Origin of the sequence: Aurantimonas endophytica (assembly GCF_014196845.1) — a bacterium.
GTDB lineage: Bacteria > Pseudomonadota > Alphaproteobacteria > Rhizobiales > Rhizobiaceae > Aurantimonas > Aurantimonas endophytica.
Genome location: NZ_JACIEM010000003.1, coordinates 442,646 through 461,532, shown reverse-complemented (window position 1 = coordinate 461,532; position 18,887 = coordinate 442,646). Strand labels below are relative to the sequence as shown.

Genomic DNA, 18,887 nt, shown 5'->3' with positions numbered 1-18,887 from the left:
CTCATGGCGCGTCCGGATCCGCGGGCCTGGCTTCCGCCCACTGCAAGAGCGCGTCGAGCGCCGGACAGAGCGACTGGCCCCACGCCGTGAGCCCGTACTCGACCTTCGGTGGCACCTGATGGTGCACGAGGCGGGTGACGATGCCGTCAGATTCCATCTGGCGGAGTTGCTGGATCAGCATCTTTTGCGAGATGGCGGGGATCGCCCGTTCCAGATCAGAGAAGCGCAGGAGCTTGCCGCCGAAGAGATGGAAGAGGATGACGAGCTTCCAGCGCCCCTCCAGCATCCGCACGACGCTCTCGACGCCTGATGCGGCGGTGAACGGCGTATGTTCAGGGGGCTTACCTTCGGGTGCGTACCCTACTTTTTCGTGCGTACTTGCCATTCCCAGAGGCTAGATAGATATCGTTGGGAACGCAACAGCAGCGCACGGAGACGACATGCTGACCATGCCTGACCCACTCGCCCTTTACTTCGATCTGGACGCGAATGCTTCTATCGCAGAACTGAGCACGGTGTTCACGGACGATGCGGTCGTCCGGGACGAGGCCAAGCAACATCAGGGTATTCCGGCGATCCGCGACTGGCGCGTTGACACGATGGCGCGCACGCCGTTCACGGCTCGGCCCTTGTCCCTCAAGGACGAGGACGGTGTTCTCGTCGTCCCGGCAGAGGTCACGGGATCCTTTCCCGGAAGCCCGCTGACGCTCACCCATCGCTTCACCGTTCGCGACGGCCGCATCGCGGCACTGGAGATCGGGTAATGGGCGCCGGCTGGATCGACCTGGCAGGCCGGCGTGCCGTCGTCACGGGCGGCACGAAGGGCGTGGGCGGAGCCGTTGTTGCCGCGCTCGTCGATGCCGGAGCCCGCGTCGTGACCGGGGCCCGCGCGAGGCCGGACAGCCTGCCTGACGCGGTGCGGTTCGTCCCGGCCGACCTGATGTCGGCCAAGGGCTGCGCCGAGCTCGCGCGCTTCGCCGAATCGGAGCTGGGGGGTGTCGACATTCTCGTCAACGTGCTGGGCGGATCGAGCGCCCCGGGCGGCGGCTTCGCGGCCCTGGACGACGAGATCTGGATGAACGAGATCAACCAGAACCTGATGGCGGCCGTGCGCATCGACAGGGCGCTGGTGCCGGGAATGGTTCAGCGCGGATCCGGCGTCGTGATCCACGTCACCTCGATCCAGCACGAGCTGCCCCTGCCGGAGTCCACGATCGCCTATGCTGCCGCCAAAGGTGCTCTCGCCACTTACAGCAAGGCCCTTTCGAAGGAGATCACGCCGAAGGGCGTTCGCGTCGTTCGCGTCTCCCCGGGTTGGGTGGAGACCGAGGCGGCCGTTCGCCTCGCCAAGCGCCTCGCGGAGCAGGCGGGTACCGATTACGAGGGTGGCAAGCGCATCATCATGGACGGTCTCGGCGGCATTCCGCTCGGTCGTCCCGCCAAGCCGCAGGAGGTCGCGGATCTCGTGGCCTTTCTCGTTTCGCCGAGAGCTGCCGCCATCAGCGGAACGGAATACGTGATCGATGGAGGAACGGTGCCGACGGTCTGATGCGCGCCCGGGCACCAGGACACGCCGCTGCAGTCAGGCCGCTGCCCAGACAAGGCCGCGGCGCAGGATCTCCTTCATCTGCGGCACGGCAAATTCCGAGACGACATGGCCGAGCGAGGAATAGAAGACCCGACCCTCGCCGAAGCGGGTCTTCCAGACGACCGGCATGACGACGCCGTCGATCCACTCGGCGTGATCGCCGGGAAAGTGCTTCTTCGCCAGAACCTCGATCGCAGGGTCGACATGCATGAAATACTGCTCGCAACGGTAGTCGAAGCTCTCGATCCCGCTCATGATCGCATCGTCCGGCCGGTCACCTCGACACGGTAGATTAGCCGATCCGGTCTCCGGGCGAGAAAATGGCTTCCGGCTGCAACGCGACAAGATCCATCTTTTCAACCAGACAACCGGTCACCGCCTCGCGGCGCCGCCAACGCCGACTGAATGGCGCGACAACCGGTCGGCGCTCTCCTCGAAGGCTTCGATGTCGTCGTTCCGCGTGGTACCAACCCATGCATCGGCCGGCGGGCCGCGACGCAGGCAGAGGTCGCTGCGCGATCGCCGGCGCATCCGTGGGGAAGTCCTTGGAACAGAAAGCGATCGAAACGGTCACGGTGGTCGGCACCGGGACCATCGGGGCCAGCTGGACATGCCTGTTCCTGGCGCACGGGCTGGACGTGGTCGCGACCGACATTCGCGAGGGCGCCGAAGCCGAATTGCATGAAGCCGTCGAACGTTTCTGGCCTTCGCTTCCGGATCCCGTGCTGCAGAACGCCCGGCGCGGGACCTTGCGCTTCTCGCCCGAACTGGAGGCGGCGTGCAAAGGCGCCGACTTCGTTCAGGAGAACGCCGTCGAGCGGCAGGACGCCAAGATCGAACTGATGCGCCGCATCGACGCCGCAGCGCCGGACCAAGTGGTCATCGCATCGAGTTCCTCGGCGATTTCGGTCACCGATATGCAGAGCGCCTGCGCCCACCCCGAACGCGTCGTGCTCGGCCATCCCTTCAACCCGCCGCATCTGGTGCCGCTGGTCGAGCTGGCAGGCGGCGCGCAGACCGCCGACGCTGCCCTGGCAACGGCGGAGCGCTTCTACACGAGCCTGGGCAAGGTCCCGGTCCGGCTGCAGAAGGAAATCTACGGGCACATAGCCAACCGGCTTCAGGCCGCGATCTTCCGCGAGGCGGTCCACCTGCTGGAGAGCGGCGTCGCGACGGCGGAGGACATCGACCGGGCGGTCAGCGAGGGACCCGGGCCGCGATGGGCGTTGATGGGTCCGCTCCTGACCTATCGCCTCGCCGGGGGCGACAGGGGCATGGAAGGCTTCTGGGACATGTTCGCGCCGATGCAGGAAAAGCTCTGGAGCGAGTTGGGCAATCCCGTGCCGGATGCTGCCCTGCAGGCGCGGGTCACCGAGGCGGTCGAGCGGTCCTATGCCGGCCGTTCGGTTCGCGCGGTAGCGGAAGATCGCGACAGGCGCCTGAGACGGGTACTGGCTGCCCGGGACACCGGAGCGAAAGGCTGACTGCTCTCACGCGGGTAGTGGCTTTTAAGCACCGGCAAGGTTCAACTCGTCGGTGAAGATCCGCGGCCCAGAGATGCTTGGCGCTCAGGCGGGGACCGAGCGGGTGCGGTTCGCCGTCGCGGTGAACCGCTTGGCCTGGTCGAAGCCGGTATCGATCGGGCGCGCGGTCGAGAGGTCCGACATCCGGGCGAAGGCCTTGGCGAAGTCCGCCGGGCTTCGGGCCTCGGGCGGCAAATAGATGCCCTCGGACTCGACGACGTGCACCACCGAGAAGACCCCCGCTCCGGCGCCGATGATCGTCTTCCGGGGTGCGGCTTCGGAAGCCATGAAGACGACGGCCGGTGACACGGATTCCGGCGTCAGCTGGGCGGCGTCGGCCGGGGCGAGCAGGCCCTCGGTCATGCCGGTGGCGGCGATGGGGGAGAGGCAGTTGACGCGGATGTCGTATTTCGCCCCCTCCTGCTGCAGCGTCGTCATCAGGCCGATCATCCCCGCTTTGGCGGCGGCGTAGTTGGCCTGGCCGAAATTGCCGTAGAGGCCGGAGCTGGAGGTGGTCAGCACGATGCGCCCGTAGCCCTGCTCGCGCATCAGCGCCCACACCGCGCGGCAGCAATGGGCCGAGCCGGTGAGATGCACCGCCACGACCGTCTCGAAATCCGCCATGTCCATCTTGGCGAAGGTGCGGTCGCGCAGGATGCCGGCGTTGTTGACGAGGATGTCGATGCGGCCCCAGCGCTCCGCGACGCGCGCCACCATCGCCTCGACATCGGCGAAGTAAGAAACGTCAGCCGGTTCCGCCACCGCTTCGCCGCCCAGCGCCTCAATCTCCGCCACCACCGCCAGTGCCGCGACGCCGGCCGTACCGTCCGGGCCGGCGATGTCGTTGACCACCACGCGGGCGCCGGCGCGGGCCAGCGCCAGCGCATGGCACCGGCCGAGGCCGGTCCCGGCCCCCGTCACGAGGGCCACGCGTCCGTCGAATTCGCTCGTCATGTTCGTTTCCCGTGTCGTGCGGCTCAGAAGTTCACCTGGTCGCCGCCCTTCAGCGCCAGCATGGCGCGGGCCTCCGTCGGCGTCGCGACCTCGAGACCCAGCCCTTCGAGCACCTGCCTGACGCGGCGGACCTGCGCGGCGTTCGTCTCGGCGAGCCGCCCGGGACCGTCCCAGAGCGAGTCCTCGAGCCCGACCCGGACATTGCCGCCCATCGCCGCGGCGAGCGTGGTGACCGGCATCTGGTGGCGGCCGGCCCCCAGCACCGACCAGACATAGTCCGTGCCGAACAGGCGATCGGCGGTGCGGCGCATATGCGCGACGTCCTCGGCATGCGTGCCGATGCCGCCGAGGATGCCGAACACCGACTGCACGAAGAGCGGCCCGGTGACCAGTCCGCGGTCGAGGAAATGCGCGAGATTGTAGAGATGGCTGGTGTCGTAGCACTCGAACTCGAAGCGGGTGCCGTTGTCCGAGCAGGATTGGAGGATGTACTCGATGTCCTTGAAGGTGTTGCGGAAGACCACGTCGCGGGTCTTCTCCAGATATTCCGGCTCCCAGGCGTGCTGGAACTTCTCGTAGCGGCCGAGCATCGGGAACAGGCCGAAATTCATCGACCCCATGTTCAGCGACGCGACTTCGGGCGCGAATTTCAGCGCCGGTTGCAGGCGCTCCTCGACCTGCATGACGGGGCTGCCGCCGGTGGTGAGGTTGAGCACCGCGTCGGTGCTCTGCTTGATGCGCGGCAGGAAGCGGGCGAAGGCCTCGGGGTCCTGCGTCGGCCGACCGTCCTCCGGGTTGCGGGCGTGCAGATGCAGGATCGCGGCGCCCGCCTCGGCCGCGCCGATCGCGTGCTCGGCGATCTGGTCGGGGGTCACCGGCAGATGCGGCGACATGCTGGGCGTGTGGATGCCGCCGGTGATGGCGCAGGTGATGATGACCTTGCGGGACGGCTTTGCCATGGGTCTTGTCGCTCTTCGGAGGATCAGATGGTTTCGAGGTTGCCGCAGACGCTGATCGCCTGGCCGGAGATGTTGGCCCCGGCGGGCGAGCAGAGGAACAGCGCCATGCCGGCGACGTCCTCGGGTTCGACCATGCGGCGCAGAGAGATGTTGGCGAGATACTGCGCCTCCATCGCCGCGTAGCTGACGCCCGAGGCCTCGGCGCGGTCGCGGATGACGCCCTCGATGCGGGCGCCGCGGACGACGCCCGGCAGGATCGCGTTCACGCGGATGCCGTCCGGGCCCATTTCCTTGGCAAGGCTCGCCGTCAGGCCGACGATCCCCCATTTCGCCGCCGAATAGGGCGTGCGGAGCCCATAGCCGAGCCGCCCGGCGACCGAGGAGATGTTGATGATCGCGCCGGCCTCGCTTTGGCGCAGCAGCGGGGCGGCCCGGCGCAGCACCAGGAACTGGCCCATCAGGTCGACGTCGAGCGTGCGGCGGATCTCCTCCAGCGGGATCTCGTCGATGGCGCCGGTGGGCCCGGCGATGCCGGCATTGTTCACCAGCACGTCGAGACCGCCGAGCCGTTCGGCGGCGGCATCCAGCAGCGCGTCCACCTCGGCCTCGCTGGAGACGTCGGCGCGCAGCGTCGTCACCGCGGGGTGCTCGCCTGCGAAGGCTGCGAGCGCATCCGCGTCGATGTCGCAGATCAGCACGCTGGCGCCGGCCTCGAGAAACGCCCGGGTGATGGCGGCGCCGATTCCCGAGGCACCGGCGGTGACCAGCACCCGCAGGCCGGGCCGCGGCCGCATCCGTTCGATCATGCTCATGCTTCGTCTCGTCGCAGGGGTCGGAAAGGGGCGGCCATGTCAGGCCACTTCGAGCCAGTTGCGGCGCACGTCCGGCGCCGCCTCGAGTTCGGCGGGGGTGCCGTGGAAGACCAGCTCGCCATGACCCATGACCATGACCTTCTGGGCGACCTTGAGGGCGATGGTCAGCTTCTGCTCGACCAGCACCACCGCGACGCCGCGACGGCCGATGTCGAGGATCACCGCCATCACCACCTCGACGATCTTCGGCGCCAGGCCTTCGGTCGGCTCGTCGATCAGCAGCACGCGGGGATTGCCGAGCAGCGAGCGGCAGATCGTCAGCATCTGCTGCTCGCCGCCGGAGAGATAGCCGGCGCGGATCGCCCGCCGCTCCTTCAGCCGGGGGAAGTAGTCGTACATCTCCGCGACCGACCAGCGATGCGCGCCCGGCGCACCCTTCTGGCCGCCCATCGCGAGGTTTTCCTCGACCGTCAGGTTGGGGAAGACCAGCCGTTCCTCCGGTACGTAGCCAATGCCCTGCCGGCAGATGTCGTAGGGGCGCTTGCCGGCGAGCGGCCGCCCGTCCAGTGTCACCGTGCCGGCGGTGGGCGGCACCAGCCCCATCATCGCCTTCAGCAGGGTCGACCGGCCCGAGCCGTTGCGGCCGAGCAGCGAGACGATGGCGGCTTCCGGCACCTCCATGTCGATGCCGTGCAGGATGTGGCTCTTGCCGTAGTGGGCGTGCAGGCCCTTCACCTCGAGCAGGCTCATGCCGCCTCCACGCCGAGATAGGCTTCCTGGACCGCGCGGTTGGCGCTGATGCGCGTGGGAATGTCGGTCGCCAGAATGTTGCCGTAGACCAAGACCGAGACCCGGTCGCAGAGGCTGAAGACGACGCTCATGTCGTGCTCGACCATCAGCAGCGTCTTGCCTACGGTGACCGAGCGGATGAGCTCGACCGCCTGCGCGGTTTCCTCCCGCGACATGCCGGCGGTGGGCTCGTCGAGCAGGATCACCTCGGCGCCGGTGGTCAGCGTCATGCCGATCTCCAGTGCGCGCTGTTCGGAGTAGCTGAGATCCCCGGCGAGGTCGTCGCCCCGTGCCGCAAGGCCGACCCGGCCCAGCACCTCCGCCGTCTCCTCGTTCACCCGCCGCATCGCCGCGACGGAGCGGAACAGGCCGAAACGGACGCCGTGACGCGCGAGCACGCCGATGCGCAGATTCTCGAAGACGCTGAGCCGGTGGAAGATGTTGGTGATCTGGAAGGACCGGGCGAGGCCGGCCCGGTTGATCCGGTGCGGCGACAGGCCCGCGATGCTCCGCCCGTTGAGGTATATCTCGCCGGAGGACGGCGGGAACAGGCCCGAGATCAGGTTGAACAGGGTGGACTTGCCGGCGCCGTTCGGGCCGATCACCGCGTGGCGCTCGCCTGGCCTGATGTCGAGGTCGAGGCTCTTGAGGACCTCGATCGGGCCGAACGACTTGCTCACGCCCGCCAGGCGCAGCGCCGGCCGGTCTGTCGTCGCGCTCATTCCACACCTCCCAGCAGGGCGGGCTCGCCCGCCCCGGCTTTGCGCCGGTCCGGTCGGCTCCAGATCGCATCGATCCGGCGGCGGGCACGCACCAGGATCGCGCCGCCCACCAGGAGTAGGAGGAGCGGGATGAGCCACGTCACGATGCCGGCCGGGTCCCAGCTGCTGCCGAAGAGTTCGAAGGCCGGCAGCCCACCCTCGGCGGCCTCGCGGCTGCGGGCGTAATCCTCGCCGAAGAGTACGGCCACGGTCTCGGTCAGGAAGACGATGCCGGCGGTGATCAGCAGCCCGCCCACGAGCGCCAGGAGATAGGGGCCGGCCAGAAGCGACCAGTCGAGCCGCCTGCGGTTGCGGATGTGGTGGTACGCCACGCCGCCGATGCCTGTCGGCATGTAGAGCATCACCAGGACGAAGATCAGGCCCTGGTAGAAGACCCAGGAGCGGGTGAGGTCAGAGACCAGGAAGGAGAACAGCGTGAAGGCCGTCGCGCCGATGACCGGGCCGAAGAACACGGTGGAGCCGCCGACGAAGGTCTGCAGCACCACCTGCGCCGAGACGTCGGTGGCGAACAGCGAGTAGTTCGCGGTCTCGTTCGAGATCGCCTGGAGCGACCCGGCGACGCCGGTGACCATCGCCGAGACGGCGAAGATGACCACCTTCGAGGCATGGGCGTTGTAGCCGAGGAAGCGGACGCGCTGCTCGTTGTCGCGCAGCGCCAGCGTCAGCCGGCCGAACGGCGTCCGGGTGTAGGCCCACAGCCCCAGCCCGCAGGCCACCACCCAGAACAAGGTCAGGTAGTAGACCTCGAGCATCGAGCCGAAGGTCAGGCCCTGCCAGGGCATGCGCATCGAGGCGATACCGGATTCGCCGCCGAACAGATCCTGCAGGCGCGGCGCCAGCGAATGGAAGAGCTCGGCGATCGCCAGTGTGACGAGGGCGAAATAGACCCCCGAGCGCATCGTCGCGAAATAGCCGGCGACCAGCCCGACGAGGAGCCCGGCGGCGGCGCCGGCGAGCGGCAGGAGCGGCGTCGGGAAGGGCAGCCCGTCCTCGACGGCGATCATCAGGTGCAGGGCCGCGAAGGCGCCGACGCCGAAATAGGCGGCATGGCCGAAGGACAAGAGCCCCGCCTGGCCGATCAAAAGGTTGAAGGCGAGCGCGAAGAGGCTGGCGATCAGGACGTTCACCAGCGCGTTCTGCCAGCTGATGTCGAGGAAGGGCGGGACGGCGACCAGCAGCGCCAAAATGGCGGCAAGGACGAGGAGGTTTCGCATCGGGATCATGTCAGTTGCGCTCGCCCATGAGGCCTGCCGGGCGGACCAGCAGGACGATCAGCATCAGCGCGAAGGGGATGGTGGCGCTGACCGAGGACAGCTCCAGCGTCATCAGCCCGCCGAGCGACCGGGCCCAGTCGCCGAGCCCGACGAGGCCGAAGAGGCTGGCCAGCGACCAGTCGAGGCCCACCGCAAAGGAGGAGAACAGGCCGATCAGCAGCGAGGCCGCGAGCGAGCCCTTGAGCGAGCCGAGCCCGCCGACGACCACCACCACGAAGACGATCACGCCGAGTTCGAGGCCCATGTTGGGATTGGTCGGATAGAAGGCGCCCGCCACCGCGCCGGCGAGCCCGGCCAACGCTGCGCCGGTGCCGAAGACGAACATGAAGACCATCGGGATGTTGTGCCCGAGCGCCTCGGCCATGGCAGGCAGCCGCTCGGCGGCGCGCACGACGATGCCGGTGCGGGTCCGCGTCAGCAGCAGCCACAGCACGGTGAACATCACCACCGCGATGCCGCCGATGAACAGCCGGTAGAACGGGTAGTCGGAGCCGAAGATGCTGAAGGCGGAAAAGCGCAGCTCATCCGGCATCTGGTAATTCACGGGGAAGTCGCCGAAGAACAGCTTGATCAGCTCCTCGATGATCAGCGCCAGGCCGAAGGTCAGCAGCAGCTCGTGCGCGTGGCCGTGGGCATGGACCCGCGGCAGCAGGAACCGCTCGACGCCCATGCCGACGATACCGACGAAGATCGGCGCGACGAGGAGGCCGACCCAGAAGCCGAAGACCGACGAGACGGCATAGGCCACGTAGGCGCCCAGCATGTAGAAGGAGGCGTGGGCGAAGTTGAGCACGCCCATCATGCCGAAGATCAGCGTGAGGCCGGCGGACACCATGAACAGCAGGAGTCCGTAGGTCACGCCGTTGAGCGCGGAGATGATCGCGAATTCCATGGGGCTTCCGGCACAGGAACGGCAGGGATGGCCCGGCTGGCGACAGGCGCCGGCCGGACCCGGGGACGGTGGCGGTCAGCCTTCCGGACGTTCCATCTCGCAGCTGTCCTGCACCGGATAGATCGCTTCCTCGGCCGGGACGATCTTCACCGTCTCAAAGCCCATGCTCGTGCCGTCGGCCGGATATTTCGCATTCTCGACGACCTTCGACACAACCACCGGACGGATCGTCTGGTGATCCTCCTTGCGGACCGAGACCGGCCCGACAGGGGTTTCGTAGGTCGTGTCTTCCAGGGCGAGCGCGATGTCCGTGACGTCGATGTCGCCGCCGCCGAAGTCGAGCGTGCCGAGCGCCTGCTGCAGCGCGGCCACGGCGAAGACCGTATGGGCCTCGACGAAGACCGGGTAGTGGCCGGTCGCGGCCTTGTAGGCCTCGGCGAATTCCTCGCTGCCGGCGGCATTGTCGTAATTGTTGGCGATGTAGTGACCGAGCGCCGTGTTGCCGGCATTGGCGATGTTACCGGGCTGGTCCATGAACGCCGTCGCGAAGGTCACGTCGAGGCCGGCGTCGCCGGCGGCCTTCATCAGGAGCAGCAGGTCGTTCGACCAATTGCCGGTGAACAGCGTGTCGGGGTCGGCTGCCTTGATGCGCGCGACGAAGGGCGCGAAATCCTGGATCTTGTTGACGTCGTGCAGGACCTCGTCGACGACCTCGTAGCCGCCGGTCTCGGCCGCCGCGGCGGTCGCCGCCTGCATGTCCTGGCCCCAGGAATAGTTCTGGTTGATCGAGTAGACCTTGGTGCCGAGGTCGCCCGCCTCCTTCATCGCACTGACCAGCGCGTTGACCCGCATCGGCGCGGTGGTGGTGAAGCGGAAATGGTAGAACTGGCACTTGTCGCCGGTCAGTTCCATCGCCTCGCCGCCGAGATTGATGAACATCACCTCCTCGCCGGGATTGCGCAGATTGTGCTTGCGCACGTCCTCGGTGAGCTGGCCGGCGATCGCCGACGAAGCGCCCTGGAAGATGATGTCGACGCCGTCGGCTACCGCCTGGCGGAACTTGTTGGCGGCGTCGGGGGCGCCGCCGGCGTTGTCGTATTCGGTGACGGTGATCGGCTCGCCGTTGAAGCCGCCGGCCTCGTTGATCCGGTCGACCTGGTACTTCACGGCATTGGCGTAAAGCCGCCCCGTGGAGGTCTGGGCGCCGGACAGGCTCTCGATGATGCCGATCTTCAGGGGCTCGGCATGCAGCGCCGTCGCGAAGAGGGTCGCTGCGGACGTGGCCGCGAATAGAGCAAGGTTCTTCAAGGTGGTACTCCTCCCAGAGTTGACTGTCGGGTGCCGGCACCGCTCGAATCCTGCCCATCCAGGTCGAACGACGCCCTCCTCGGGCACTGCAGGGGAGCTAAACATATCCGCCTCAGCTCGTAAAGATATTAGATGTGTGATCACACCTGCTGCGGTATGATCCCGGCCGGCTCTGGCCTTTGCCTGCCCAATGTCTAGAACGTACACTGCCGCGATGTGGGTCATTCCCGTTCAGCGGGATTGGCGGTCCGGCGGCGCCGTACCGCCCAGAGTGCCCGATCTTCCTTCGACGCAGCCCAGCGAGGCCCCGAGCACGTGAATATCTTCGATACGCCGCGGAAAAAGCGCACGCTCGAACCGGTCGACGTCACGACAATACAGGAGCGCGTCTACCAGAGCCTTCGGCTGGGATTGCTCAAGGGCGAGTTCCTCCCCGGCGAACAGGTCTCGATCCGCGGCCTTGCCGAGGTGCTCGGGACGAGCCCGATGCCGGTGCGCGACGCGGTGGCGCGGCTGATCGCCGAGCGCGCCTTCGAGCAGTCGGGGCCGCGCAGCCTGCGGGTGTTTCCGTATCTGGCGTCGGACCACGAGAACTACATCCGAATCCGCATGCAGCTCGAAGGCTACGCGGCCGAGCGCGCGGCCAGCGCGCCGAAGAACCCGGCGCTGATCGACGCCCTCAAGCGCCACAATGACAGCATCGGCGAGGCGCTGCAGGCGGGCGACTTCGAAGCAGCCCTTGCCGGGAACCAGGCGTTCCATTTCGAACTCTACCGGGCGGCGGGCTATCCGCAGCTGCTGGACATCATCTCCACGCTCTGGCTGCGCACCGGCCCGATCGTCGCCTCGGCGCGAAAGGACGAGGTGTTGTTCGACCGGTTGTTCAACACCGGGATCCGCATCCACGACGACGCCATCGACGCCGTGGCGCGGCGCGACCAGGCGGCGGCGCGCTGGGCGGTCAATCTGGACATCCGTTCCGCCCACCTGGCGATCAGGCGCTTCTTCAAGCTGGCCTCGGGCGAGGCAGGTGGCGCTGCGAGCGAAGCCGCACGCCCCGTCACTGCGCCGGAGTGAGGCTGCAGCCAGCGGGTCACGGTCTGTTTCCTTGAGCCTCGCCGGACGGCCGGTCCACGGCATCCGGCACATCCGCCCCGCTGCAGCACTGCTCGCAGGACAGCGATTGGAATCCTGCCCTTCGCTCCGTATGATATCGCGATGTCCAACGCCCTGAGGGTCGCAAAGGGACCGTTCGGCCGTGTCGCCCTTCTCGACATGGATCGGCCGCTCGTGCGCCATGCCCATCCCCACTGTCACGTCCTCCTGAAGGTCGAGGGTGCGGATACGCAGTTCTCGGTGCGGGACCGGATCGTACCGCTGCGTGACGACAGCGCCGTCCTGATCAATGCCTGGGAGCCCCACGCTTACGCGCACTATCCGGGACAGCCGGCGACGATCATCCTTGCCCTCTACATCGAGCCGACATGGCTCCAGTCGTTTCGTCCCAACTGGCGGGCCAGCGGTGGTCCCGACTTCTTCGCCGACAGCGTCGGCGGCACGACGCCCAAGATCACGCGGCTGACACGCGAACTCGCGGAAGCGATGGTGCAGGAGCCGGGCAATGCCGCCACCCACGAACTCTTGCTGGCCGATCTGATGATCGCGGTCATCGAGCGCTTCACGCCCTGGCAGGAGATGCTGCCGTCGCTGCGCCTTCGCGCCCTGGGGTCCGGGGTCGATCCGCGTATCCGGCGGGCCGTCGACCTGATCCGGCTGTCGCCCGGTGAAGTGACCGACATGGACAGCCTGGCTCGTGACGCGGGGCTGTCACGCGCACACTTCTTCCGCCTGTTCGAAACGACGTTGAACGTCAGCCCGCGGGTCTATCTCAACGTCGTGCGCCTCGAACAGGCGGTCCTGTCCATCGTGGACGGCAAGGAATCCTTCCACTGCATTTCCGAGCGGCTCGGGTTCTCGGCGCCCGCCCATTTCTCGCGGTTCTTCCATGATCACGCCGGATCGACCCCCACCGCCTTCCGCGCGGCCTCCGGGCTCACCAGCCGTAATTTTGAGACTCCTCGGTAAGTAGCCGGACTGCGCGGTATCGCGCTGCGGTTCCATGCCCCGCTAGGCTTCCTTCAGGTGCCTGCAACGGTACCGGGGAGGAACCATGACAGTGAATCCGCCGGCTGACCGCTGGGTCGGACGATCGGTGCCGCGCGTCGAGGACGCGGCCCTTTTGACCGGGCGCGGTCGATATATCGACGATCTGGCGACGCGTGTCGGTACGCTGCACGCGGCTATCGTGCGCTCGCCGCATGCCCATGCGACGATCAGCGCCATCGAGGTCGACAAGGCACGCGCCGCGCGCGGTGTCGTCGCCGTCCTGACGGGTGCGGAGATTGCCGCCCATTCCCGCAGCATGACGGTCGGCGTGAAAGCCGATGTCGAATGCTGGCCGATCGCAAGGGACCGCGTCCGCTATGTCGGCGAGCCGGTCGCCCTCGTCATCGCCGAGGATCGCTATCTCGCCGAGGATGCGGCCGACCTCGTCGCGGTGTCCTACGAGATCCTCCCCGCTGTCGTCGATCCGATGGCCGCGCTCGCCGAGGATGCGCCGATCCTGCATCCCTCGCTCGGCGGCAATCTCATCAACGAGCGTCGCTTTTCCTACGGCGACCCCGACGCGGCCTTCGCCGGGGCGGCCCGCACCATCGGCATCGACGTCGCCTATCCCCGCAATTCCTGCACGCCGATCGAGACCTATGGCGTCGTCGCCGAATACGATCCGGGCGAAGATGCCTACGACGTCACGGCGAATTTCCAGGGGCCTTTCTCGATCCATGCGGTGATCGCGCGTGCCCTCGGCGTGCCCGGCAACCGCATGCGGCTGCGCACGCCGCCGGATTCCGGCGGCAGCTTCGGCATCAAGCAGGGCGTCTTCCCCTACATCATCCTGATGGCGGTCGCCGCCAAGGTCGCCGGCCGTCCGGTCAAATGGATCGAGGACCGCCTGGAGCATCTGGCGGCCTCGGTTTCGGCCACCAACCGCGCCACCCGGATCGAGGCGGCGGTCGAGGCCGACGGCAAGATCACCGCGCTGCGCTGGGACCAGCTCGAGGATTGCGGCGCGCATCTGCGGGCCCCCGAGCCGGCCACGCTCTACCGCATGCATGGCAACATGACCGGCGCCTATGCGATCGAAAACGTCGCCATCCGCAATCGGATCGTCCTGACCAACAAGACGCCGACCGGTCTCAATCGCGGCTTCGGCGGACCCCAGGTCTACTTCGCGCTCGAGCGGCTGATGCAGCGGATCGCGCTGGAACTCGGCCTCGATCCGCTCGACGTCATCCGGCGCAACCTGGTGCCGAGGGGCGCCTTTCCCTACCGGACCGCGACGGGGGCCCTGCTGGATTCGGGCGATTATCCGGCGGCGCTGGCCCGCGCCGTCGAGGATGGCGGTTTCGCCGACCTGTTGCGCCGGCGCGAGGAAATGCGCGCCGAGGGGCGCCTTTACGGCATCGGGCTCGCCTGCGTGGTCGAGCCGAGCGTCTCGAACATGGGCTACATCACCGCCGTGCTGACCCCCGGGGAGCGGCGCAAGGCCGGGCCGAAGAACGGCGCCCAGGCGACCGCGACCATCGCCATCGACCCGCTGGGTGCGGTGACGGTCAAGGTCGCCTCGGTGCCGCAGGGGCAGGGACACCGCACGGTGCTGGCGCAGGTCGTCGCCGACGAACTCGGGCTCGACGTGACGGCCGTGCAGGTGCTCGCCGATGTCGATACGGCGCGCGATGCCTGGTCGATCGCTTCCGGCAACTATGCCAGCCGCTTCGCCCCGGCCGTTGCGGGCGCCACGCAGATTGCCGCGCGCAGGATCCGCGACAAGCTGACGGCGGTCGCCGCCGCCCAGCTGAATGTCACCCAGGACGAGGTGATGTTCGCCTGGGGGCGGGTGTCGGCGCGCTCGAACCCCGACAATTTCGTCTCCTTTGCCCGTGTTGCGGCAGCAGCCCATTGGGCCCCCGGGACCCTGCCGGACGGCGTCGACCAGACGATCCGGGAGACCGTCTTCTGGACGCCGGAGCAGCTGACCGCCCCGGACGATGCCGACGCGGTCAATTCCTCGCTCTGCCACGGCTTCATCTTCGATTTCTGCGGCGTCGAGATCGATCGCGACACCGGCGCGGCGCGGATCGACCGCTACGTCACCATGCATGATTGCGGCCGGATCCTGCATCCGGCGATGGTCGAGGGGCAGGTGAGGGGCGGCTTCGCCCAGGCCGTCGGCGCAGCCCTCTACGAGGAATATGCCTACGCGCCGGACGGCAGTTTCCTGTCCGGCACGCTCGCCGATTACCTGATCCCGACCGTCATGGAGGTGCCGGAGCCGGTGATCCTCCACTACGAGAGCCCGTCACCCTTCACCCCGCTGGGCGCCAAGGGCGTCGGCGAGGGCAACTGCATGTCCACCCCGGTGTGCATCGCCAACGCCGTCGCCGACGCGACTGGCCTTGCGGACCTCGTCCTGCCGCTCACCCCGTCCCGCCTGGCCGATCGCCTGCAGGGCGAGGAGACGCCGTCGAAGGCGCCCGCAAAACCAGCGGCCGCCGCTCCGGCCGGCGGGCAGCGCCGGCTCACCGGCGAAGGCCGTGCGGAAGTGGCGGCGAGCCGCGAGACGATCTGGTCGATGCTGCTCGACCCCAAGACGCTCGAAGCGGTCATTCCCGGTGCGCACGGGGTCGAGAAGGTCTCCGACACGCATTTTCGTGCCGACGTCACGCTCGGCGTCGGGCCGGTCAAGGGCCGGTACCGCGCCGAGATCCGGCTGTCCGACCTCGACGCGCCCAACGCGGTGACGCTCTCCGGTCGCACCGAGGGCGCGCTCGGCTTCGGCGAGGGCAGCGGCCGGATCACGCTGAGCGAGGCGGGCCCAGGCCGCACCGTCGTCGCCTACAGCTACGAGGCCGGTATCGGCGGCAAGGTCGCCTCCGTCGGCGGGCGTCTGCTCGACGGCGCCGCGCGGGTGGTCATCGGCCAGTTCTTCCGGTCGCTCGCCGCGCATGCCGGCGGCGGCAGCGCCAAGGCCGGTCTCTTTGCTCGCCTCCGTTCACTGCTCGGGAGGCGCAAGTGAAGCCCGCCCCATTCGACTTCGTGAGAGCCGAGACGCTGGAAGAGGCGCTGTCGGCGCTGGCGGAAGCGGGCGACGAGGCACGTGTCATCGCCGGCGGCCAGTCGCTCGTGCCGATGCTCAACATGCGGCTCGCCCGGCCGAAGGTGCTGGTCGACATCATGGGTCTCGCCGACCTCGACCGTATCGTGGAAACCAAGGGCCGCATCGAGATCGGCGCCGGTGTCCGCCAGGCGACGCTCGCGCGCTGGGCGGGACTCTCCGAGAAGCTGCCGCTCGTCGCGGCGGCGCTGCCCTGGATCGGCCATGCGCAGACCCGCAGTCGCGGCACGGTCTGCGGGTCACTGGCCCATGCCGACCCCAGCGCGGAACTGCCCCTGTCGCTGCTGGTGCTCGGCGGCGAGGTTCGCCTCCGCAGCCGCAAGAAGAAACGCGCCGTCGCGGCGCGGGATTTCTTCCTCGGCATGATGGCGACCGCCGTCGAGCCGGGCGAGATGATCCAGGCCGTCTCGCTGCCGGTCCATGCGCCCGGCACCGGCGTCGCCTTTCAGGAGGTGGCGCGGCGGCATGGCGACTTCGCCATCGTTGCCTGCGCCGCCGTCGCGGGACCGGACGGCACGTGCCGCCTGGCGGTCGGCGGCGTCGCGGACGTTCCGCAACTGGTCGACCTGCCTGATCCGGAATCTCCGGAGTTCGACGACGCCATCAACGAGTTCGCCTGGAGCCTCAACGCCCGGGAGGACCTCCATGCCACCGCCCGCTACCGGCGCGAGCTGGTACGCCGGATCGGCCGCGCCACGATCGAGGAGGCCATACGATGCCGAGGCTGACCGCCACGAGCCATCATCCGGTCAGCTTTCGGCTGAACGGCCGCGACGTCACCGCGCGGGCGGAGAGCCGCATGCTGCTCTCCGATGTCCTGCGACACGTCGTCGGCGCCACCGGGACGCATGTCGGCTGCGAGCACGGCGTCTGCGGCGCCTGCACGGTGCAGATCGACGGCGAGCCGGTTCGCGCCTGTCTGACGCTCGCCGGCCAGATCGAGGGCGCGGACATCCGGACCGTGGAGGCGCTTGCCCCGTCGCCCGGCCGGCTGTCGGTGCTTCAGGAGGCCTTCCGCGAGCATTTCGCGCTGCAATGCGGCTTCTGCACGGCCGGCATCCTGATGTCGCTGGACGCCCTGTTCGCGCGCGAACCGGATGCCGGGGAGGAAGCCATCCGCGACCAGCTCTCGGGGCATCTGTGCCGGTGTACCGGCTACGCCCCCATCGTGAAGGCGGCGCTCGCGGCACGAAAGATCCTGAAGGAGAACCGCAGTCATGCTTGATCTGGGAACCAGCCTGCTCGCCAGCGTCGAGCGCGACCCGCGCGCACTGGCGATCGTCGACGGCGAGACGCGCCTGACCTATCGCGAATGGTACACGCGGATCTCCAGCCTCGTCGCCGGACTCGACGCGATGGGGCTGCAGCGCGGCGACCGCATCCTGACCCTGATGCAGAACCGCTGGGAGAATGCCACGCTCCACTGGGCCTGCCAGCTGGCGGGCCTGGTCATCACGCCGCTCAACTGGCGCGCCAAGGCGGACGAAGTCGCCTATGCGGTGACCGACAGCGAGGCACGCGCGATCTTCTACGAAGCAGTGGCGGCGCCGGAAGTCATGGCCGCACCGGAGGCGGCCGCGCTGCCTCGGATCATGGCGGGCGAGCCGACCGACGGCGCGGCATCGCTGTCGTCGATGCTGGAGGCGGGTGCGGCGGACGCTCGCCCGCGCGCGGCGGCCGAAGACTGGTCGCTGATGCTCTACACCTCCGGCACCACGTCCCGGCCGAAGGGCGTGCCGCGCCGTCACCGGGCCGAGCGGGCCGCCGCCGTCGCCCATGTCGCGCAGAACCTCTACCACCACAGCGAGCGCACGCTCGGGGTCATGCCGCTCTACCACACGATGGGGGTGCGCTCGCTGCTGGCGACCTCGCTGATCGGCGGGACCTTCGTCTGCCTGCCGCGCTTCGACGTCGCCGGGGCGCTCAGCGCAATCGAGGCTGAGCGCGTCACGAACCTCTACCTCGTCCCGACGCTCTATCACGACATCGTCCACCACGAATCCTTCTCCAAGGATCGGGTGAGGAGCGTGACGAAGCTCGGCTTTGCCGGCGCCTCTATGACCGACGGGCTGATGAAGAAGCTCGACGAGGCATTTCAGCCGGCACTGTTCGTCAATCATTACGGCTCGTCGGAGGTCTACACCTTCACCATCGACCAGAAGGCGCCGCTGAAGCCGGGTTCCGCCGGCCGCGCCGGCATCAACCAGATGATCCGCGTCGTCCCGCTCGGCGCCAGAAGCACCGAGACGGCCGCGAAGCCGGGGGAGGAGGGCGAGATCATCGCGCTCCTGAACGGCGACGAGAGCTTCGAGGGCTACTGGAAGCGGCCGGAGGCGAACGAAAAGGCCCTCCGCGACGGCTGGTACTTCACCGGCGACACCGGCTTCTTCGATGCCGACGGGGACCTCTTCGTCACCGGGCGCGTGGACGACATGATCATCACGGGCGGCGAGAACGTCTCCCCGGTGGAAGTCGAAAGCTGCCTGTCGCTGCACGAAAAGGTGCTGGAAGTCGCGGTGGTGGGCCTGCCGGACGAGCGCTGGGGCAAGGTGGTCACCGCCTTCGTCAAGCGTGCCGGAACGATCACCGCCGAAGAGCTCGACGACCATTGCCGCACCTCTGGCCTGGCGAATTTCCGCCGGCCCCGGTCCTACGTCTTCGTCGACGCGATCCCGAAATCCCCTGTCGGCAAGCTGCTGCGCCGCAAGCTCGTGGCGGGCGAATACGACAGCGAGACCTGAAGCCGGCTAACCGGCGCCGCCATCAACGC

At 68.2% G+C, this 18,887-nt stretch carries 18 protein-coding genes and 1 pseudogene; 9 read left to right on the top strand and 10 right to left on the bottom strand.

Going from position 1 to position 18,887, the window contains the following annotated elements; all coding sequences use genetic code 11:
• Position 1: 1 nt before the first annotated feature.
• Positions 2–385: a winged helix-turn-helix transcriptional regulator gene (locus GGR03_RS13285; protein ID WP_183208772.1), complete on the bottom strand. Its 384-nt coding sequence runs from the start codon at positions 383–385 to the stop codon at positions 2–4.
• A 55-nt stretch (positions 386–440) separates the two neighbouring features.
• On the opposite strand from GGR03_RS13285, the gene GGR03_RS13280 reads away from it, so the two are divergent.
• Positions 441–764 (top strand): nuclear transport factor 2 family protein, encoded by a 324-nt coding sequence (locus GGR03_RS13280; protein WP_183208770.1) that lies wholly within the window; start codon positions 441–443, stop codon positions 762–764.
• Positions 764–1,549, top strand: coding sequence for an SDR family oxidoreductase (locus GGR03_RS13275; RefSeq protein WP_183208768.1), 786 nt, complete (start codon positions 764–766; stop codon positions 1,547–1,549). Before GGR03_RS13280 ends, GGR03_RS13275 begins: the two co-directional genes overlap by 1 nt.
• 33 nt (positions 1,550–1,582) lie before the next feature.
• Here GGR03_RS13275 and GGR03_RS13270 read toward each other — a convergent pair.
• A pseudogene (locus GGR03_RS13270) lies at positions 1,583–1,861 on the bottom strand (ThuA domain-containing protein); the annotation flags it as partial.
• 272 nt (positions 1,862–2,133) lie between these two features.
• On the opposite strand from GGR03_RS13270, the gene GGR03_RS13265 reads away from it, so the two are divergent.
• Positions 2,134–3,072, top strand: coding sequence for a 3-hydroxyacyl-CoA dehydrogenase NAD-binding domain-containing protein (locus GGR03_RS13265; RefSeq protein ID WP_246367941.1), 939 nt, complete (start codon positions 2,134–2,136; stop codon positions 3,070–3,072).
• Between the two features lie 84 nt (positions 3,073–3,156).
• On the opposite strand, the gene GGR03_RS13260 is transcribed toward GGR03_RS13265, so the two are convergent.
• From GGR03_RS13260 to GGR03_RS13225, 8 genes are all read right to left on the bottom strand, one after another.
• Positions 3,157–4,065 (bottom strand): SDR family NAD(P)-dependent oxidoreductase, encoded by a 909-nt coding sequence (locus GGR03_RS13260; RefSeq protein ID WP_183208761.1) that lies wholly within the window; start codon positions 4,063–4,065, stop codon positions 3,157–3,159.
• A gap of 23 nt (positions 4,066–4,088) precedes the next feature.
• The gene (kce, locus tag GGR03_RS13255; protein ID WP_183208759.1) at positions 4,089–5,024 is read right to left on the bottom strand and encodes a 3,5-dioxohexanoate:acetyl-CoA acetone transferase; all 936 of its coding nucleotides are present in this window, start codon (positions 5,022–5,024) and stop codon (positions 4,089–4,091) included.
• Positions 5,025–5,047: 23 nt separating this feature from the next.
• Complete coding sequence (locus GGR03_RS13250) at positions 5,048–5,836, bottom strand: SDR family oxidoreductase (RefSeq protein ID WP_183208757.1); 789 nt, start codon at positions 5,834–5,836, stop codon at positions 5,048–5,050.
• Positions 5,837–5,875: 39 nt separating this feature from the next.
• Entirely contained in the window at positions 5,876–6,586 is a 711-nt protein-coding gene (locus GGR03_RS13245; protein ID WP_183208755.1) for an ABC transporter ATP-binding protein, read from the bottom strand.
• Entirely contained in the window at positions 6,583–7,347 is a 765-nt protein-coding gene (locus tag GGR03_RS13240; RefSeq protein WP_183208753.1) for an ABC transporter ATP-binding protein, read from the bottom strand. Before GGR03_RS13240 ends, GGR03_RS13245 begins: the two co-directional genes overlap by 4 nt.
• Entirely contained in the window at positions 7,344–8,627 is a 1,284-nt protein-coding gene (locus GGR03_RS13235; RefSeq protein WP_425486718.1) for a branched-chain amino acid ABC transporter permease, read from the bottom strand. Before GGR03_RS13235 ends, GGR03_RS13240 begins: the two co-directional genes overlap by 4 nt.
• Positions 8,628–8,631: 4 nt before the next feature.
• Positions 8,632–9,573 (bottom strand): branched-chain amino acid ABC transporter permease, encoded by a 942-nt coding sequence (locus GGR03_RS13230; RefSeq protein WP_183208749.1) that lies wholly within the window; start codon positions 9,571–9,573, stop codon positions 8,632–8,634.
• A gap of 75 nt (positions 9,574–9,648) precedes the next feature.
• Positions 9,649–10,881, bottom strand: coding sequence for a branched-chain amino acid ABC transporter substrate-binding protein (locus GGR03_RS13225; RefSeq protein WP_183208747.1), 1,233 nt, complete (start codon positions 10,879–10,881; stop codon positions 9,649–9,651).
• Positions 10,882–11,196: 315 nt separating this feature from the next.
• Between GGR03_RS13225 and GGR03_RS13220 the strand changes: the two genes are divergently transcribed.
• The 6 genes from GGR03_RS13220 to GGR03_RS13195 all read left to right on the top strand — a co-directional run bounded on the left by GGR03_RS13220 (position 11,197) and on the right by GGR03_RS13195 (position 18,858).
• The gene (locus tag GGR03_RS13220) at positions 11,197–11,958 is read left to right on the top strand and encodes an FCD domain-containing protein (RefSeq protein WP_183208745.1); all 762 of its coding nucleotides are present in this window, start codon (positions 11,197–11,199) and stop codon (positions 11,956–11,958) included.
• A gap of 141 nt (positions 11,959–12,099) precedes the next feature.
• Positions 12,100–12,966 (top strand): helix-turn-helix transcriptional regulator, encoded by an 867-nt coding sequence (locus GGR03_RS13215; protein WP_183208743.1) that lies wholly within the window; start codon positions 12,100–12,102, stop codon positions 12,964–12,966.
• Positions 12,967–13,051: 85 nt separating this feature from the next.
• The gene (locus GGR03_RS13210; RefSeq protein ID WP_183208742.1) at positions 13,052–16,018 is read left to right on the top strand and encodes a xanthine dehydrogenase family protein molybdopterin-binding subunit; all 2,967 of its coding nucleotides are present in this window, start codon (positions 13,052–13,054) and stop codon (positions 16,016–16,018) included.
• Entirely contained in the window at positions 16,015–16,845 is an 831-nt protein-coding gene (locus GGR03_RS13205) for an FAD binding domain-containing protein (RefSeq protein ID WP_183208740.1), read from the top strand. The genes GGR03_RS13210 and GGR03_RS13205 overlap by 4 nt, the downstream gene beginning before the upstream one ends.
• Positions 16,833–17,342, top strand: a complete 510-nt coding sequence (locus tag GGR03_RS13200; RefSeq protein WP_183208738.1) for a (2Fe-2S)-binding protein — start codon at positions 16,833–16,835, stop codon at positions 17,340–17,342. The genes GGR03_RS13205 and GGR03_RS13200 overlap by 13 nt, the downstream gene beginning before the upstream one ends.
• Entirely contained in the window at positions 17,335–18,858 is a 1,524-nt protein-coding gene (locus GGR03_RS13195) for an AMP-binding protein (RefSeq protein ID WP_183208736.1), read from the top strand. Before GGR03_RS13200 ends, GGR03_RS13195 begins: the two co-directional genes overlap by 8 nt.
• The last annotated feature ends 29 nt before the right edge of the window (positions 18,859–18,887 follow it).

Excerpts from the sequence above, each read along its gene's own strand:
- GGR03_RS13285 (WP_183208772.1), bottom strand. The coding sequence starts at position 385 with ATGGCAAGTACGCACGAAAAAGTAGGGTACGCACCCGAAGGTAAGCCC.
- GGR03_RS13280 (WP_183208770.1), top strand. The coding sequence starts at position 441 with ATGCTGACCATGCCTGACCCACTCGCCCTTTACTTCGATCTGGACGCG.
- GGR03_RS13275 (WP_183208768.1), top strand. The coding sequence starts at position 764 with ATGGGCGCCGGCTGGATCGACCTGGCAGGCCGGCGTGCCGTCGTCACG.
- GGR03_RS13260 (WP_183208761.1), bottom strand. The coding sequence starts at position 4,065 with ATGACGAGCGAATTCGACGGACGCGTGGCCCTCGTGACGGGGGCCGGG.
- kce (WP_183208759.1), bottom strand. The coding sequence starts at position 5,024 with ATGGCAAAGCCGTCCCGCAAGGTCATCATCACCTGCGCCATCACCGGC.
- GGR03_RS13250 (WP_183208757.1), bottom strand. The coding sequence starts at position 5,836 with ATGAGCATGATCGAACGGATGCGGCCGCGGCCCGGCCTGCGGGTGCTG.
- GGR03_RS13245 (WP_183208755.1), bottom strand. The coding sequence starts at position 6,586 with ATGAGCCTGCTCGAGGTGAAGGGCCTGCACGCCCACTACGGCAAGAGC.
- GGR03_RS13240 (WP_183208753.1), bottom strand. The coding sequence starts at position 7,347 with ATGAGCGCGACGACAGACCGGCCGGCGCTGCGCCTGGCGGGCGTGAGC.
- GGR03_RS13230 (WP_183208749.1), bottom strand. The coding sequence starts at position 9,573 with ATGGAATTCGCGATCATCTCCGCGCTCAACGGCGTGACCTACGGACTC.
- GGR03_RS13215 (WP_183208743.1), top strand. The coding sequence starts at position 12,100 with ATGTCCAACGCCCTGAGGGTCGCAAAGGGACCGTTCGGCCGTGTCGCC.
- GGR03_RS13210 (WP_183208742.1), top strand. The coding sequence starts at position 13,052 with ATGACAGTGAATCCGCCGGCTGACCGCTGGGTCGGACGATCGGTGCCG.
- GGR03_RS13200 (WP_183208738.1), top strand. The coding sequence starts at position 16,833 with ATGCCGAGGCTGACCGCCACGAGCCATCATCCGGTCAGCTTTCGGCTG.
- GGR03_RS13195 (WP_183208736.1), top strand. The coding sequence starts at position 17,335 with ATGCTTGATCTGGGAACCAGCCTGCTCGCCAGCGTCGAGCGCGACCCG.